11 protein-coding genes and 2 rRNA genes are annotated in these 15,154 nt (G+C 68.3%); 9 read left to right on the top strand and 4 right to left on the bottom strand.

Annotated elements, in window-relative coordinates; genetic code table 11:
* Window positions 1-5 precede the first annotated feature (5 nt).
* On the bottom strand, window positions 6-1,301 hold the full coding sequence (locus EV643_RS41460) for an ABC transporter substrate-binding protein (protein ID WP_133805724.1): 1,296 nt from the start codon (window positions 1,299-1,301) through the stop codon (window positions 6-8).
* Between the two features lie 116 nt (window positions 1,302-1,417).
* Between EV643_RS41460 and EV643_RS41455 the strand changes: the two genes are divergently transcribed.
* From EV643_RS41455 to EV643_RS41445, 3 genes are all read left to right on the top strand, one after another.
* Window positions 1,418-2,626, top strand: coding sequence for an ROK family protein (locus EV643_RS41455; RefSeq protein ID WP_133805723.1), 1,209 nt, complete (start codon window positions 1,418-1,420; stop codon window positions 2,624-2,626).
* Between the two features lie 108 nt (window positions 2,627-2,734).
* Window positions 2,735-5,632, top strand: a complete 2,898-nt coding sequence (locus EV643_RS41450; protein WP_133805722.1) for a discoidin domain-containing protein — start codon at window positions 2,735-2,737, stop codon at window positions 5,630-5,632.
* Between the two features lie 75 nt (window positions 5,633-5,707).
* A complete protein-coding gene (locus EV643_RS41445) occupies window positions 5,708-6,136 on the top strand; it encodes an Hsp20/alpha crystallin family protein (RefSeq protein ID WP_133805721.1) in 429 nt (142 codons plus the stop codon).
* 37 nt (window positions 6,137-6,173) lie between these two features.
* Here EV643_RS41445 and EV643_RS41440 read toward each other — a convergent pair whose 3' ends face one another.
* Window positions 6,174-6,782, bottom strand: coding sequence for a TetR/AcrR family transcriptional regulator (locus tag EV643_RS41440; protein ID WP_133805720.1), 609 nt, complete (start codon window positions 6,780-6,782; stop codon window positions 6,174-6,176).
* 79 nt (window positions 6,783-6,861) lie between these two features.
* On the opposite strand from EV643_RS41440, the gene EV643_RS41435 reads away from it, so the two are divergent.
* The 6 genes from EV643_RS41435 (at window position 6,862) to EV643_RS41410 (ending at window position 14,694) form a co-directional block, all read left to right on the top strand.
* Window positions 6,862-7,923 carry an amidohydrolase family protein gene (locus EV643_RS41435; protein ID WP_238166167.1) on the top strand — a complete coding sequence of 354 codons (1,062 nt, stop codon included), beginning with the start codon at window positions 6,862-6,864 and terminating at the stop codon, window positions 7,921-7,923.
* Window positions 7,924-8,033: 110 nt separating this feature from the next.
* Window positions 8,034-9,224: a hypothetical protein gene (locus EV643_RS41430; protein ID WP_133805718.1), complete on the top strand. Its 1,191-nt coding sequence runs from the start codon at window positions 8,034-8,036 to the stop codon at window positions 9,222-9,224.
* Entirely contained in the window at window positions 9,221-9,838 is a 618-nt protein-coding gene (locus EV643_RS41425; RefSeq protein WP_202870022.1) for a hypothetical protein, read from the top strand. Before EV643_RS41430 ends, EV643_RS41425 begins: the two co-directional genes overlap by 4 nt.
* The gene (locus EV643_RS41420) at window positions 9,831-10,526 is read left to right on the top strand and encodes a hypothetical protein (RefSeq protein WP_238166166.1); all 696 of its coding nucleotides are present in this window, start codon (window positions 9,831-9,833) and stop codon (window positions 10,524-10,526) included. Before EV643_RS41425 ends, EV643_RS41420 begins: the two co-directional genes overlap by 8 nt.
* Complete coding sequence (locus tag EV643_RS41415) at window positions 10,523-13,678, top strand: coiled-coil domain-containing protein (protein ID WP_133805717.1); 3,156 nt, start codon at window positions 10,523-10,525, stop codon at window positions 13,676-13,678. The genes EV643_RS41420 and EV643_RS41415 overlap by 4 nt, the downstream gene beginning before the upstream one ends.
* 356 nt (window positions 13,679-14,034) lie before the next feature.
* A complete protein-coding gene (locus tag EV643_RS41410) occupies window positions 14,035-14,694 on the top strand; it encodes a hypothetical protein (RefSeq protein ID WP_133805716.1) in 660 nt (219 codons plus the stop codon).
* Between the two features lie 133 nt (window positions 14,695-14,827).
* On the opposite strand, the gene rrf is transcribed toward EV643_RS41410, so the two are convergent.
* Window positions 14,828-14,945 (bottom strand): 5S ribosomal RNA (rrf, locus tag EV643_RS41405).
* Between the two features lie 134 nt (window positions 14,946-15,079).
* Window positions 15,080-15,154, bottom strand: a 23S ribosomal RNA gene (locus tag EV643_RS41400); the annotation flags it as partial.

Here is a 15,154-nt window from a genome sequence, read left to right as displayed (position 1 = left end):
GGGTCTTACTTGACCGCGGCGTATTCCTTGTCCAGCTTGGCGATCGCGGCCTGGGCGTCGGACGTGCCGGTCAGCAGTTCGACCGCGATCTGCTGGATCGGCACGGTCAGGTCGGCGGGCAGGCCGTTGTCGCCCTGCTCGATCGACAGGGCCGGCGTCACCGTCTTGTCCTGGACGGCTTGGTTGTAGAGGGCAAGCGTCTCCTTGAACAGCGGACCCATGTCGGCCGGCGGCTGGTAGCCCGCGATCGTGTTGAAGGTTCCGTCGGCCTTGGTGAAGGCGTCCGAGGTCTCCTTGTCCTTGGTCCACTCCAGCGCGAACTTCTTCGCCAGGTCGACGTTCTCCGCCTTCGCGCTGACGCTCAACCCACCACCAGTGAGGGTCGGCACCACGGCCTTGCCGTCGTCGGTGGGCCAGGCGAACACGCCTACTTCGAAGGGCGGCTTGTCGTTGTCCGCGGAGGTCGCGAACCAGGAGCCCATCGGGTACATCGCGGCGGAGCCGGCCCGGAACGCCTTCTCGTGATCGGCGTACGAGCGGCTGGTGCCCTGCTTGTCGAAGTATCCGAGCTTGGCCAGCTGGGCGACCTTGTCGGTGGCCTTGGCGAACAGCGGATCGGCGAACGTCTTCGAGCCGTCCTTGATCTCCCGGGAGAACGCGGGGTCGCCGACGTACACGTCGGTGCCGACCGTGCCGACCCAGGTGTACATGCTGGCGAAGGTGTCCTGGCCGCCACCGCCGACCGCGATCGGGGTGATCCCGGCGGCCTTCAGCTTCGCGCAGGCGTCGAGGAACTCGGCCCAGGTCTTCGGCGGGGTGGTGATGCCGGCCTTGGTGAAGTTCGCTTTGTTGTAGTAGAGCAGCGACTGCGGCTGGGCGTTGGTCGGCAGCTGGTAGATCTTGCCGTTGATCGCGCCCGACTCGGGGCTGGCGAAGTCCTTCAGGTCGTCCTTGGTGAACTCGGCCAGCTGGCCGCCCTCGGCGAAGCCCTGCGGGTTCACCGCCATCATCACGTCCGGCAACTGGCTCGAGGTGGCCAGCTGTTTCGCGTACGTCGTCCGGTCGACGTTCGGCGCGACCAGTTTCTTGATCTTGACGCCGGGCACCTTCTGCTCGACCCGCGCGATCGCGGAATCCCACAGCGTGGCCGGCAGGTTGGGCGTCTCGAAGGTCAGCATGGTGAGCTCGACCGTGCCGCCTTCGGTACTACTGCTCGACGAGTTGCCGCCGCTGGTACAGCCGGCGAGCGCTACCGTCAGAAGCGTCGCCGCGGCGACCACCCCTGTCTTGACTGAAGCCATCAGGTTCCTCTCGATCCGGCCGGCGCGGCGACCCGGGCGGCCGTGCGGCGACCTGCCGGCGAGTAATATGCAGGCCACTTGGCAATATTGGCGCGAGCATAAGGACGATTCATCGGATGAGTCAAGACAGAGCCCACGGCGGGCGGATGGGCGATTCGTCGCTGTTGCGCAGGCTAAACCTCGCGGCGGCACTGGGCGCCTTCCTCGAGGCCGAGTCGCTGACGCTGCGCGAGTTACGCGCTGTCGTCGGGGTGTCACGGCCGACTGCCGAGGATTTGCTCGCCGAACTGCTCACCGAAGGGCGGGTCGAGGAGACCCAGCCGCCCCGGCAGCCGTCGTCCACCCGTGGTGCCGGCCGACCGGCCCGGCACTTCCGGTTCCGCGCCGAGTCCGGGTACGTGAGCGGTCTGGACATCGGGGCACACAAGGCGATGGCCGTGGTCACCGATCTGCGCGGCAACACGCTGGCGGCCCATCGCGTCGAACTCGATCCCGACCTGGCTGCGCCGGAGCGGCTGCGGGCCGCGATCGAGACCGCCCGGAACTGCTGGAATCAGGCTCGCCTGGCGCCGGCCGATATCACCGGCGTCGCCTGCGGAGTGACCGGTGCACTCCGGGCTGCCGAGGGCGTGCACGACGTTCGCGAAGGACCAGTTGGCTCCGGGCTCGCGCCGTACTCGCTGCCTGGATTCACCGAGATCGACGTGGCCGGTGAGCTGTCGGCCGGGCTCGGAACGCCTGTGGCTGTGGCGAACGACGTGAAGCTGGCGGCGCTCGCGGAGCACTGGAAGGGTGCTGCCCGGGAGCATCGCGACATCGTCTACATGTTCGCCGGCCATCGCGCGGGCGCCGGAGTGCTGATCGATGGGCAGGTGCATCAAGGGCGGCATGGTGCGGCCGGTGAGATCGGTGCGCTGCCGATGCTCGGGTGGGAGGCGGCCGTCGATCGGCTGCACGCTCGTGGTGCCGCGCTGGCGGCTGCGGAGGGTGTGGGGCCCGGCCGGGAGGGTGAGCTGGTGATCGCGTCGGCGGCTCGGCAGGACCCGGAGAGCCTCGAGGTGCTGATCGCGTTCGCCGAGGTGCTGGCGCGGGGTGCCGCCCTGCTGGCACTGGCGGTCGACCCTGAGGTGATCGTGCTGGGCGGCGGTATGTCGCGAGGTGGGGCGATCATCGCGGAGCCGTTCCGGCGGGAGCTGGCGCGATTGACGCTGGTGCCGATCGGGGTGATCAGCTCGACGATGGGCGCGGACTCGGTCGCTCTCGGCGCGGCCCGGATGGCGCTCGACACGGTGCTCGCCGACCTGCTCGCGGTACCCGGGAGCTGATCGCTGGGGTCTTGACCTCGGCGCCAGGCGTTGGAATCATCGGATCTCTGAATAGGCAATCTTCTTGCCATTATTCTTCCGTCCACTCTCTGGAAGTGAGAGAACCCGATGCTCTTCCGTCCTGCCAGGCGACGGCGGCGTTTCGCTGCCCTCGCCCTCGCGCTGGCCGTGCTAGCCGCACTGCTCAGCATCACTCCGGCCCAGGCGGAGGTGGAGCACCCGCGACAGCAGTGGATGCGCGACTCCACCGCCGGGCTGTTCCTGCACTGGGGCATGTTCACAGCGCCCCGCCACACCGACTGCGCCAGCTGGGAACGCGATGTCACCGCCGGCGGCTGGAACGCCGGCTACTGGGTCGACGAGGCGCAGAAGCTGCACGCGTCGTACATCGTGCTGGCGACCTTCCACAGCCGGCTCGGGTACGCCCGGCCGTGGCCGTCCGCGATCCCCGGTAGTTGCTCGACGCAACGGGACTTCCTCGGCGAACTGGTGGCCGCCGGCAAAGCGAAGGGAGTCCGCATCCTGCTCTACATGACCGACGATCCGCAGTGGCACAACGAAGTACCAGGGGTCCAGACGCTCGACTCGGCCGCCTACTCGGCGTACAAGGGTCAGCAGGTCGACCTGACCACGCGGGACGGGTTCGGCATGTACAGCTACGACCTGTTCCACGAGGTGATGGACAACTATCCGGACCTGTCCGGGTTCTGGATCGACAACGACAACGCCTACTGGGAACGGAACGGTCTGTACGAGCAGATCCGCGAGCAACGGCCGACCTGGTTGCTGAGCAACAACAACGAGGACACGCCGATCATGGACACGGTCAGTAACGAGCAGAAGACCGGGATCACGCCGTCCTACGACTACCCGCAGGCCACGTTCACGCCGATGCCGCGTCTGGTCGAGGCGGACTACAAGCTGCCGACCGTCGGCCAGTGGTGGTACGACGGGAACGACAGCGCGGTCGACTACCGGCTCAGCGTCGGCCGGTACGTCGCCAACGCGGGCTCCTCGATCAAGTCCCTGATGGCCGAGACCGCGATGGTGAACGGCAAGTTCCCACCGCAGCAGGAGAACTTCAACAACTTCATGGCCTCGTGGTTGCCACCGATCTGGTCGTCGCTGACCAAGACGAACGGCGGCGGCTACATGTACGGCGGCATGCAGCCCGGGTTCTGGAACGACGGCGCGCACGGTGTGATCACGCTCGCCGACGACAACGCGCGCACGCAGTACGTGCATGTGCAGACCAAGCCCACGTCGCAGGACCTGGTGAGGCTGCGGGACAACGGCTACCGGGTCACCGACGTGTCGGATGTGCGGACCGGTAAGCGGTTCGCCTTCAACCAGTCCGGTGGCTACCTGTCCATCCTCGGGATCACCGACTGGGACACGTACGACACAGTCTTCAAGGTGACCACCGCCGGGCAGGAGGGGCTGTACCCGCAGTCTCTGCTCAAGGCGACCGCCACGGCGGCTAAGGCGGACCACCCGGCCTCCAACCTGGTCGACGGCAGCTTCCCGAACTACTGGGACGCCAACGGGCAGTTCCCGGTGTCGGTGACGCTCGACCTCGGCCAGGCGCGCAAGGCGACGTACCTGGCGGTGAACCAGACGGAATGGTCGCCCACGCACGCCCGCGAATCGTTCGGCCGGCCGGAGGACTCGGCGCGGATCAAGGACTACAAGGTCTCTGTCAGCGTCGACGGCAAGAAGTGGCGGACGGTGCGGACCAGTGCGATGCCGAGCCGACGCGGTGTGCAGCACATCGACATCGGCAACCAGGTCGCGCGGTACGTGAAGCTGGAGGTGCTGAACACGTGGTCCGGTTCGCAGGCGCCGCCGTTCTACAAGCAGTTGCGGATCGACGAGATCAAGGTCGGGCACTCGTATCCGATGTCACTGTCTCAACCGCTGCCGTTGGAGGCTGAGTCCTTGCGGAACAGCCGCACCGGCACGGCTCGCATCGACTGGTGCGCGGCCTGCTCCGGCTCTGCCCGTGTCACTGGTCTCGACCGTGGCACTGTCACCTACCACGGTGTCCAGGCCGCAGCAGCTGGTACGTACAAGCTGGTGTTGGACTACACAGCTGCCTCTGCTGGGTCCGTTGATGTGCGGGTCAACGGTGGGGCTGCGGTGAAGGCACGGGTCGACAGTGGGAATCCGGAGGTTCCGGGCAGTACGGCGATCGCAGTACCGCTGCAGGCCGGGTCCAACAAGATCGAGATCTCCGGTTCGGCAGGGCTTGACCGGATCGCGGTGGGGCTTATGCCGCCCGCGTCGTACGTGCCGAAGACCACGATGACGGTGAAGCCGTCCGGTGTGGTGTGGGTCGGTCCTGGGCAGCAGTCGGTCAACGTGTCCGCCGAGCTGCGGCTGGACGAGGACTCGGTGGACAACGTGCGGATGACGCCCGTTGTGCCATCGGGCTGGACGCTGACGGGTGCGCCGGTCACCGCGGACGGGCTGCGGCTCGGGCAGACGATCGCGGGCTCGTGGACGATCACCGGTCCGGCCGCTGGTCAGACCGGTCCGGTGCAGGTGCCGGTCGAAGTCACGTTCGACACGGTCGGGCTGCCGCACAAGGTGAGCAAGGTGATCCCGATCCAGGTGCGGCCGGCCGATCGCGTGTTCATGCGCGAGGCGGAGAGCTCCCTGAACAAGATCGGCAGTGCGGGGATCACGAACTGCTCCCCTTGCTCGGGCGGTCAGAAGGTCCGCAACCTCGGCGGTTCGGCTGACGCGCACGTGGTCATCGAGGACGCCACGGTCCCCCAGGCCGGGCAGTACCAGCTCTACCTCGACTACACGGTGAACGGGAACCGCTCGTACTTCGTGTCGGTCAACGGCGGGGCTCCGGTCGAAGCGGCCGTCAGCGGTATCGGCAACAACACCGTCCAGACCGTCGCGGTACCGGTAACCCTCCAGGCCGGCCCCAACACGATCCGGATCTTCAACACCGACGACTCAGCACCGGACCTGGACCGGATCTCGCTGGGCTGATCCCTCTTTCCCCGTCGCCGAGATCGCGGTCAACTGGAAGTAGCCAAACGACGTACGAGACAAGGAGGTTCAACGATGAACAGTCTCGTCAAGCGGGAGCGCGGTACTTTCGCTGACCTGGTCGACTGGCTCGAGACGGAATTCCCGGCGATCCCGGCGTTCCGGCCGTTCGCGGGCCTGCAGATGATGCGGGTCGAGGATTTCCAGGACGGCGACCAGTACGTGATGCGCGCCGAACTCCCCGGGATCGACCCCGACAAGGATGTCGAGCTCGAGGTCCAGGACGGCGTACTGACGATCAAGGCGGAACGGCGGGAGGAGCGGAAGGACCCGCATCGGTCCGAGTTCCGGTACGGGTCCTTCTCGCGCAGCGTCACGCTGCCGGCCGGTGCCGACGAGACAGGCGTCACCGCCAGCTATCGCGACGGGATCCTGGAGATCCGCGTGCCGTTGAAGGAGGAACAGAAGACCGAGCCCCGGCGAATCACCATCGCCAAGGGCTGATCGCTCACTCGAAGGTGGCCGGGGATCCCTTCCCCGGTCACCTCCGGACGTCTCCGAGGACCTTGCGGCGCCGAGCAGTCGGTACGCCGACCGCCTGGAGCGCCAGCATGGCGGCAGTGTGCGCCGCCTCCGACTCGTCGAGCACCCCATCCGTGACGGCCGCGAGCAGCCCGAGCATCAACGACTGCTGGGTGTAGGCCAGGACCTCCGCAGTCACCTCGGCCGTGAAGTCGCCTTCTTCCTGCCCGCGCCGCATCAGCCGCACCACATCGGCGCGGATCCCCGCCAACGCGTCGCGCACACCGTCAGGTGCGACGTTCTGTGTCGTCAGATCGACCAGCAGCCGGTACCGATCGACCACCGGCCACGCGTTGACCACGAACCGCGCCAAGGTCTCCGCCGGCTTGTCCCCGGTATCGAGTGACGCCAGCACATCGCGCACCGACGCGGCCGCCTCCTCCGCGACCGTCTGTAGCAACGCCTCCCTGGTCGGGAAGTGCGCGTACACCGTCCGGCGAACAACTCCCGCGGCCTGAGCGATGTCCGCCAACGAGGCATCCGGGCTCGCGGCCAGCACCTGCCGGCCCACCTGCAGGATCCGCTCCCGATTCTCCACCGCGTCGCGGCGCCGAGTTGTCGAGGTCACACCTGCTGATCCTACACATCCATGTGCAAGTTAGATTAACTTGCACATGGATGTGCAACTAATCAGGAAGGGATTGACCATGACCACACTCAGCAGGCGACTGCTTCTCGGATCTGTTGCGGCCGGGACCGCAGCCGTCGCCCTCCCCCGCGCGGCCTCAGCGCTGATCGGGGACTCCACGCCGACCCGCGACCGGATCGACTTGCACGCGCACGCCATCCCGCCGGAGTACCGGGAATCGCTGGTGGAGAACGGCTTCGGCACGATCGGCGGCTACCCGCTACCGCAGTGGTCACCGGAGCGCGCGATCGACTTCATGGATCGGTACGGGATCCAGACCCAGGTGCTGTCACTGTCCGACCCGGGGGTTTCCTATCTGTCCGGCGCTGAGGCTCGCGACATGGCGCGCTACAACAACACGTACATGGCCGGTCTCTTCCGGCAGTACCCGAAGCGGTTCGGCGGGCTCGCGGTCCTGCCGATGCCCGATGTGGCCGGCTCGGTGGCCGAGATCGAGTACGCGCTGGACGTGTTGAAGCTCGACGGGGTCGTCCTCCTTTCGGCGTACGAGGGGGTCTATCTGGGGCATCCGGTGTTCGAGCCGGTGATGGCGGCGCTGGCACGGCGGAACGCGTTCGTGTTCTTGCATCCGGCGGCGATCCCGGCGGACAACAAGCCCGAGCTCCCGGTGCCGGACTTCCTGTACGAGTTCACCTTCGACACCACCAGGGCGGTCGCGCAGATGATCTACGGCGGCACCATCGCGCGGTACCCGTCGATCCGTTTCCAGCTCGCCCACGCCGGCGGCACCGTCCCGTTCCTGTCCTACCGGCTGGGTCTACCCGAAGAGGTGGCCTTCCCCGGTTTCGAGACACCGACCGGCATTCCGGCACAGATTCGCGGCTTCTACTACGACACGGCACTCAGCCCGTCCCGCGCGGCGATGGCGAGCGTGCTGGAGGTGACCGGCCTGAACCACATCGTCTTCGGCAGCGACTGGCCGTTCAGCGAGCTGCTCTTCACCGGCAGCGGCGATCCGCAACCCCAGCTCAGCGAGACCTTCGACCCGACCCAGCGCCGCCAGATCGAACGCGGCAACGCCCTCCGCGAACTCCCCCGCCTGGCGGCCCGGCTGTCGTGAACCCGGTCGGTGCCGGTGTCCGGCGAGGTTTGTCCACAGGTGGGTGACCCGGGCAGGACACGGGGGCGGCGCGGCGGATAAAGTCCTTCTTCTGCACGGGGAGGAGATCGATGGACGCGACGTTGCTGGACGCTGAGGCCGAGGCGGCCGTACTACGCGTCTACCGGCAGATTTTCGCCGTGCTCGCCCGCGAGGCCGGCGCGATGATCGTCGACCCCGAGCTGCTCGACGTCGACCAGGCGATCCTGGACGCGTTCGCCGAGGCGGGCAGCGAAGGGCTGACCGTGGAGCAGGCGACGCTCGCGTGCCGGGCGTTCCCACATGACGTGATCGTCCGCCGGTTCGAGGTGCTCCGGCAGTACGGCGCGATCACCAAACTCGTCGACCGGCCGAACGAGTTGCGCCACCGAGCCGCCTTCGCGCCGTACGTGATGCTGATGTTCCTGCGCCGGATGTCGGTGCAGGGCGGTCAGGCCGAGCTGCACCAGCTGCTCACCCTCGAGGCGCACAGCGTGAGCGACTCGCGCGCGACCGAGGCCGAGGGGCAGGCGTCGATCCAGCGGCTGACCAAGGTGTTCCGCCTGCTCGGCAACGAGCTCGCGATCCTCGTCTCCACCAGCACGTCCGCCCAGCTGCGGGAGAACGCGCAGCTCGCCTGGGGCAACGAGCGCCTGATCGAACAGGCCGAGAAGGTCCACCGCATCGTCCTCGAGCGCTGGCCTTCGCTTCACCAGGTCTGCACCCAGCTCCGGATGGCCCTCGCCGCGTACGCCGATGCGGTGCAACTGGCCGCCGGCCGCCTGGTCGAGCGAGCCGGTACGACGCGCGCGCTCGGGCTGCTGCCGATCGAGAGCTGGCTGACGTTCACGCGTGGGAGTGATGTCGAGGCGCTCGCGAGTGTGCTCGACGGGCTGCTGTTCGACGCGGCCGCGCCGGACTTCTCCCCCGAGACCATGCTGGAGGCTGTCGAGACCGGGCGCAGGACCGGTACGGCGCGAATGGCGCCACCCCGACCTTCGGGAGAGGCGTCGGTGCCGGAATCGGCGGCCGCGACGGATCGTGAGGACCTGCGCGCCGAGGCGGAGCGGGTGCTGGCCGGGCGGGAGAGCGTGAGCATCGTCGAGGTGGTCGACGATGCGGGGGACTGGATCACGGCCCGGCGGATCCTGGCCGAGCTGACGGCTGCGCATCTTCATGACGAGCTCGACTACGAACTGGTGTGGTCGGACGGGATGCGGATCGACTCTTCCTCGGGGACACCGTGGGCGACCGAGGGCACGTTCCGGCGGGTGTCGCGATGAGTCCGGTCGAGAATGCGGCGTACACGGCGTTGTGGTGGGCGAAGGTGCAGTCGGCTGGTCCGTTGCAGGTCTCGCCGGACACTCCGCCGGTTGCCGGTCTGGCGCGTGCCGCCGAACCGGATGGTGCGAGTTTGTGGATCGTGCCCACGCTCCCGGACGGCGCCGGACATGCAGTACTGGAAGAGCTCGGGGCTCCCCCGGTCGCGGTCGAGCAGCCGAACGAGACGGCTCGGGTGCTGGCGATCTGCGTGACGTGCTGCTGGATCGAGCGCGACGGGCCGGCGTGGCCCGGGGTGACGGGGACGCTCGCGCAGGTGAAGGCCGTGTACGCCGGGATGCGGGGGCGGCCGGAGCAGTCGAGCGACCTGACGTTGATCATCGGCAGCCTGCGTCGTCTGCACGCGACTCAGTGGTTGCTGTGGGACGAGAAGGCCGGTGAGGTTCGCCTTGGTCCCCGGGTGATCACTTGGGGACCGACCCAGCTCGCCGGGCTCCGGGAGATCTGCCGGATCCTGCCCGACCCGCCGACCGCCGTACTAACCCCGCGCTCCCCGGAGACGCCCGCGGATCCGCTGCCCGCCGACGTTTCTGCGGCTGGAGGCGACGATGGCTGAGCAGCACGCGTTGTTCGATCCGTTGTTGCAGGATCTGAGTGATCGGTCGCGAGACGAGGTGCTCGCGGCTTTCAGTGCCGTGCAGTATTCGGCCCACCCGGTCGCCGAAGTACAACTGCCCGGCCTGCGCGATGTGACCCTGCGCCGCCACGTGCAGAAGATGCTCAAGCTCATCGGCCGCACACTCGTGCACGTCGACGGCACCCACTGGACCTCCGGCTACGCGGACGACATCGCCGAAACCCTGACCGCCCAGGGCTGGCAGCCTTTGTCGGTCGTCGACCGCGCCGTCCTCGTCCTGGTCCTGGTGCACTCGGTCGCGATCCCGCGCAGCGAAGGCATCCTCACCGGCGACAGCTGGAAGTCCGCCCGCCCCACCACGGTCGACGAGCTCCGCACCACCAGGATCAGCGCCGAGGAACGCCGTCTCGCCCTGCAACGCCTCCGCGCGGCCGGCCTGATCCAACTCTCCGGCGATCACTCCGGCGGCCCCAGCTACATCCCCGGCCCCCAACTCCAACGCCTGACCCCCGCAGCGCGCCGCCGCCTCCAGGATCAACTGATCCTCGCGGCCGCGCCCTCAAGCCCCATCGCCGAAGCCATCCGCGCCCGCGCTGGTCTCGCACCCGGGAGCGCCGGCGGGCGGCGTAGTACCTCGACAGACGGCACGGAAGAAGGAGCAGTATGAGCAGCACAGCAGCGGGAGCCGGGCGGGGTGCCGACGGGCCGGTGGACGGCCCGTTCGACATTCTCGGCTCGAAGGTGCTGCTCGGTGTCCAGGTGGTCGACCTGTCCCGCCTGTCGACGCACCCGATCCCGATGGTCGGCCAGGGCCTCGTCACGGTCGCCGGCCAGGGCCCGACCGACTCGAACGGCGCCGGCAAGTCCTCCTGGATCGCCGCCCTCTCGCTGCTCCATGCCGACGACCAGTGGCGGCTGACCAGCGGCGCACCCGGTGCCGCCGAGCTGCTGTTCACTGCCGAGGCCGCCGGCCAGGAAGGCAACTGGTCGAACGTCGACCGCGGCTACATCGTCGGTGTCTTCTCCGATCCCGGCCTGACCGACCTGGCCGAGCTCGAGGCCGCCGCGATCACCGTGTGGATCCGGATCAACCGCAAGGCGTCGTACATCGATCTGCGCTGGAAGAACGGCCTGCACATCCCGTACGGCGCAACCGAGGCCGAGCGGGCTGCCGGCGCCGACGCGCTGTGGGCCGCGCTGCCGCACTCCAACGGCCGCACCGACTTCCACGCGAACAAGCTCTCCCAGGTCCTGTACGGCGGCCAGGTCCGCTGCGTGTCCTTTCTTTCCACCTCCGTCAGGTCGAGCCCGACGGCCAACCTCCTCGCGGAGCCGCTGAACGAACTCGGCCCAGCCCGCATCTTCAACGCGATCGCCACCCTGACCGGCCTCGACCACGAGCTGGAACAGGAGCAGGCCCATCGTTCGGCCGAGCACACCCAGCGCGAGGCGAGCAAGCAGGCGACAGCCGACCTGCAGCGCTGGGAGCAGGAGATGGCTGCCGTCGAAGCAGGCATCCTGCAACGCGCCGCGGCGCGCGACGCCCTGTCGGCGGCGCGCGAATCCTGGCAAGCACGCTGCGCCCGGCACCTCATCGACGGCGACGCGCGGAACCGCGAGATCCTGCACGAGTTGGCGGAGCTGGATCAGCGGATCGCCGAGCAAGAGGCGCGGCGCGAGGCGATCGAGGGTGAGATCGAGGCGTTCGGCAGCGAGGAGAACCTGCTGCGCGACGTCCAGCTGACCCGGCAGGAACGCGACAAGCTGGACGCCCGGGATCGCGAACTCGACCTGGCCCAGCGTTCGGTTCGCGAGCAGCTCGAACGCCTCGGCCAGGAGCACCGGCGCCTGCTCGACGCGGGCCGATCGGCGGACGGCCGGGACGTTGACGTCGCGGCCGCCGAGCAGGAAGAGGCGCGCACTTCGCTCGAGGAACACATCGGCCGTGACCACGCCGCCCGGATGGCCGTCGACCAGGCGACCGCCGAACTGCGCGAGGCCGAGAGCGGCCAGACCGTCGCCGCGCCGCAGCAGCAGGTCCTGGAGAACGCGGGCATCGCATGCGGCGCGCTGACCGACATCACCGAGCTGGCACCCGGCGACCGCGCGGAGTGGGAGCCCCGGCTGGCGCCGTACCGCGAGGCTGTCGTGGTCGACGCATACGATGCTGCTCTGGCTTCCACTGCGCTTTCCGACGCCGGGTACGCCGGATTCCTCCTGGTGCTCGCGAATCGCCCGGATGCCGGCAGGTCGTCCCGGCGTGGACCGTCGTCCGCCGACAAGCGGTTCAAGCTCGACACGTTCTTCGAGGTACTCGGGGCACGTGCGGCGGCGAAGGAGGTCATCGACGAGGCGGCCGGCGTGGTCGCGGTCGGGCAGTTCGACGAGCCGCTGACCGGGCGTACCGCGCGGATCGAGGCCGCCCGCCGCCGCCTGGAGGCCGCTGTCGAGGCCCGTTCGGCCGCCGCCGCAGCCCTGGAGCAGGCGCGCGCCCGCGTCGAACAAGCAGAACGCCGTACTGCGGCCGCCCGCGCGCTCGACGACGCCGCCAACGTGCAGGAGCAGATCCTCGCGCTCCGCGAGGCGATCGATCGACACGAGAACGACCGGGATGGCCTCGCCCCACTGCTGCAAGCCGCGAAGGAGTCGGCCGAGACCGCGGCCGGCCAGCAACTGGTCCGCGACGAGCGCCTGAAGAATCTCGAGGCCACCCGCCGCGACCACGACCGCATCCTCGACGACCTCGCCGGCCGATGTCTGGTCCTCCTCGAAGAGCAGACCGGCCTGGACCTGGTCTCGCGGACGACCGCATGGGGCGGGACCGCCGACGAGGCCTCCGAGTTCCTGCTCGGCCTGCCGGACGACACCCAGCGCCGTACCACCGCCGACTGGAACCACCAGGCCTGCACCCAACTCGAGGACGTCGTCCGCCGCTGTTTCCCGAACGCGCGATCCCGCGAGGAGATCCCCACCGAACTCTGGGAGATCCTCAACGGCCCCGACGGCTGGACGAACGGCACCCTCGGGACCCGCGTCGGTCTGGTCCCCGCCCTCCAGCGGACCCTGGCCGGCCACCTCGCCCAGCACGAGACGTTCGACAGCCTGCAGCAACAGCAGATCGCCAGCCAGCGCGCCGAGCGCAACGCCGCCCTCGAACGCGCCCGCGAGGGCCTGGACGAAGCCGAGAGCACCGCCCGCGCCCACCGAGCCTCCCTTGCCGACGGCATCAAGTCCCGGCTCCGGCTGGTCTCCGCGGAGTTCGACCGCCTGGACCAGCAGTACGGCGGCTACGGCGCGAAACTGGAGTACCCCGAGCCCGACCCGCCGGCCGAACCCGACAAGCCATGGCGCTGGACCGTCACCCCCAAGTGGCGGCGCTCCGAGGGCGGCCCATTCTCTGCCTTCAACGTCAAGGGCAACACCGCCCAGATGGACGAGAAGGCAGTCAAACTCGTCTGCGCGGCCGCCCTCGCCGGTGGCAGCGACCGGCCCCTGCTCCTGATCCTCGACGAACTCGGCCGCAACCTGGGCTCCCAGCACCGGCGCGAAGCCGTCGCCCTGTTCGAGCAGATCGGCCGCGACCGGAACATCACCGTGATCGGCGCCCTTCAGGACGACATGGAGCGCTACGCCCTCGCCTCCTCCCGCCTCTACGTCAAGCTGCGCCGCAGCTCCGACACCATGCCCTACAACGAGGCGCCGGTGGTCAAGGGCAACGAAGAGAACGCGTCCCGGGTGGTCCTGCTCCAGGACTGGCTGACCTCCTACCGAGGCTCCATCCCGACTCTCGCCCTCGAGCCCACCCTGGAGCCGAGCTGACCCGGCGTGGTTCTACCTGCGTCCGAGCGCGGCCCGACAACCTGCGCCGGGAAACCTGCAGCGCTGCCCAACAGCCTGCGCCGGGAAACCTGCTCGGGAAACCTTCCGCCGGGAGACTGCCAAAAGGGACCCCCCGCTGGTGAGTTATGACCTGAGCTTCGCGCACACTAGACCAGTGAAGCGTCTGCAGACCGGCGTGACCCGCCACTTCCGCTCACACCATCCCTCCGACCACTCCCACCCAGCAGCCCATCCACAGGTGGTCTCGGTCGGCGGTTGTGCCCTGGTCAACCTGTCTGCGGGCGGCGTACCGTCCGTGGGACGGGTCCAGCCGGCACTAGATCGGAGGGCGTGAGATGGCATCGTGGCTGCTACGCGCCCAGTGGACACACCGGGACGAATCGGTCGAACACCGTGCCCTGCGAGTCGGCCGCACCCTGACTGCCGTCGCCGTCGCGTTCCCTGATGTCCACGCGTGGACCCAGGACGAGCGCTGGGGTTACCACGTGCTCGAAGCCGATGTGGCCACTCCGCTGGAGGAGATGGTCGAGGCGACCACGAAGGTCCTCTCCAACGGCTCCAGCACGACCCGCCTCCATCTGCAGAGCACCGGCGAACTCCCCTGGCTCTTCGACCTGTCGATGGGCAACACGCTGACGACGGTCTCCGACCAGCTGACCCTGCACTGGAGCGACGAAGAAGCACTCCTGCAGTCCGAGCGCTTCGCCCAGGTACTCCGCGCGGTCGTCTCGATCTGGGAACCCGAATGGGCCAGCATCGCCGATACGGAACTGGCCACAGCCGCCGGCCTCTTCCGCCGCGGCATCCCGACCATCGGCTGGCTGACCTACGTCCGCGGCCTGGTCGCCGGCGCCTACGGCATCGACATCAACCTCACCCCGTTCGAACGGGGCACTCTCCTCCAGGCGCCGGTCGATCCGACCGACCTCAATGCGGTCCACATCTGCGCAGCCGCCGCCCTGGTAGGAATCACTCCCCAAGACCTGGACCACTAACCCACACCGCCCGCACCCCGCGCAACGTGGGCTCTCCTCGCCCCCCGCAGCCGCGCCCCGCGCAGTGTGCGCAGAAACTACAGCCAGAAATGTTAAGGGCCACCCCGGTGGGGTGGCCCTTAACAGTGTGAATGTCCGGCGACGTCCTACTCTCCCACGACCTACCGATCGCAGTACCATCGGCGCTGACGGGCTTAACTTCCAGGTTCGGAATGGAGACTGGGTGTTTCCCCGACGCTATGGCCACCGAAACTCTATAGAAATATCAACCAACCATCACGCAAGCCACCACCACGAGGGTGGGCTGGGGGTTGACCGTATTCCGGGAACCGTATAGTGGACGCGAGACACAAGCAGCAGAAGTCTGTGTTTGATGTTGATGAGTTGAGACAAGCCCTCGGCCTATTAGTACCAGTCAGCTGCACACGTTGCCGTGCTTCCACCTCTGGCCTATCAACCC

The organism is Kribbella caucasensis (assembly GCF_004361855.1).
In the GTDB taxonomy this organism is placed as follows: domain Bacteria; phylum Actinomycetota; class Actinomycetes; order Propionibacteriales; family Kribbellaceae; genus Kribbella; species Kribbella caucasensis.
This window is presented reverse-complemented; position numbering and strand designations above follow the sequence as displayed.

Excerpts from the sequence above, each read along its gene's own strand:
- EV643_RS41455 (WP_133805723.1), top strand. The coding sequence starts at position 1,418 with ATGAGTCAAGACAGAGCCCACGGCGGGCGGATGGGCGATTCGTCGCTG.
- EV643_RS41460 (WP_133805724.1), bottom strand. The coding sequence starts at position 1,301 with ATGGCTTCAGTCAAGACAGGGGTGGTCGCCGCGGCGACGCTTCTGACG.
- EV643_RS41435 (WP_238166167.1), top strand. The coding sequence starts at position 6,862 with ATGACCACACTCAGCAGGCGACTGCTTCTCGGATCTGTTGCGGCCGGG.
- EV643_RS41420 (WP_238166166.1), top strand. The coding sequence starts at position 9,831 with ATGGCTGAGCAGCACGCGTTGTTCGATCCGTTGTTGCAGGATCTGAGT.
- EV643_RS41430 (WP_133805718.1), top strand. The coding sequence starts at position 8,034 with ATGGACGCGACGTTGCTGGACGCTGAGGCCGAGGCGGCCGTACTACGC.
- EV643_RS41450 (WP_133805722.1), top strand. The coding sequence starts at position 2,735 with ATGCTCTTCCGTCCTGCCAGGCGACGGCGGCGTTTCGCTGCCCTCGCC.
- EV643_RS41410 (WP_133805716.1), top strand. The coding sequence starts at position 14,035 with ATGGCATCGTGGCTGCTACGCGCCCAGTGGACACACCGGGACGAATCG.
- EV643_RS41415 (WP_133805717.1), top strand. The coding sequence starts at position 10,523 with ATGAGCAGCACAGCAGCGGGAGCCGGGCGGGGTGCCGACGGGCCGGTG.
- EV643_RS41425 (WP_202870022.1), top strand. The coding sequence starts at position 9,221 with ATGAGTCCGGTCGAGAATGCGGCGTACACGGCGTTGTGGTGGGCGAAG.
- EV643_RS41445 (WP_133805721.1), top strand. The coding sequence starts at position 5,708 with ATGAACAGTCTCGTCAAGCGGGAGCGCGGTACTTTCGCTGACCTGGTC.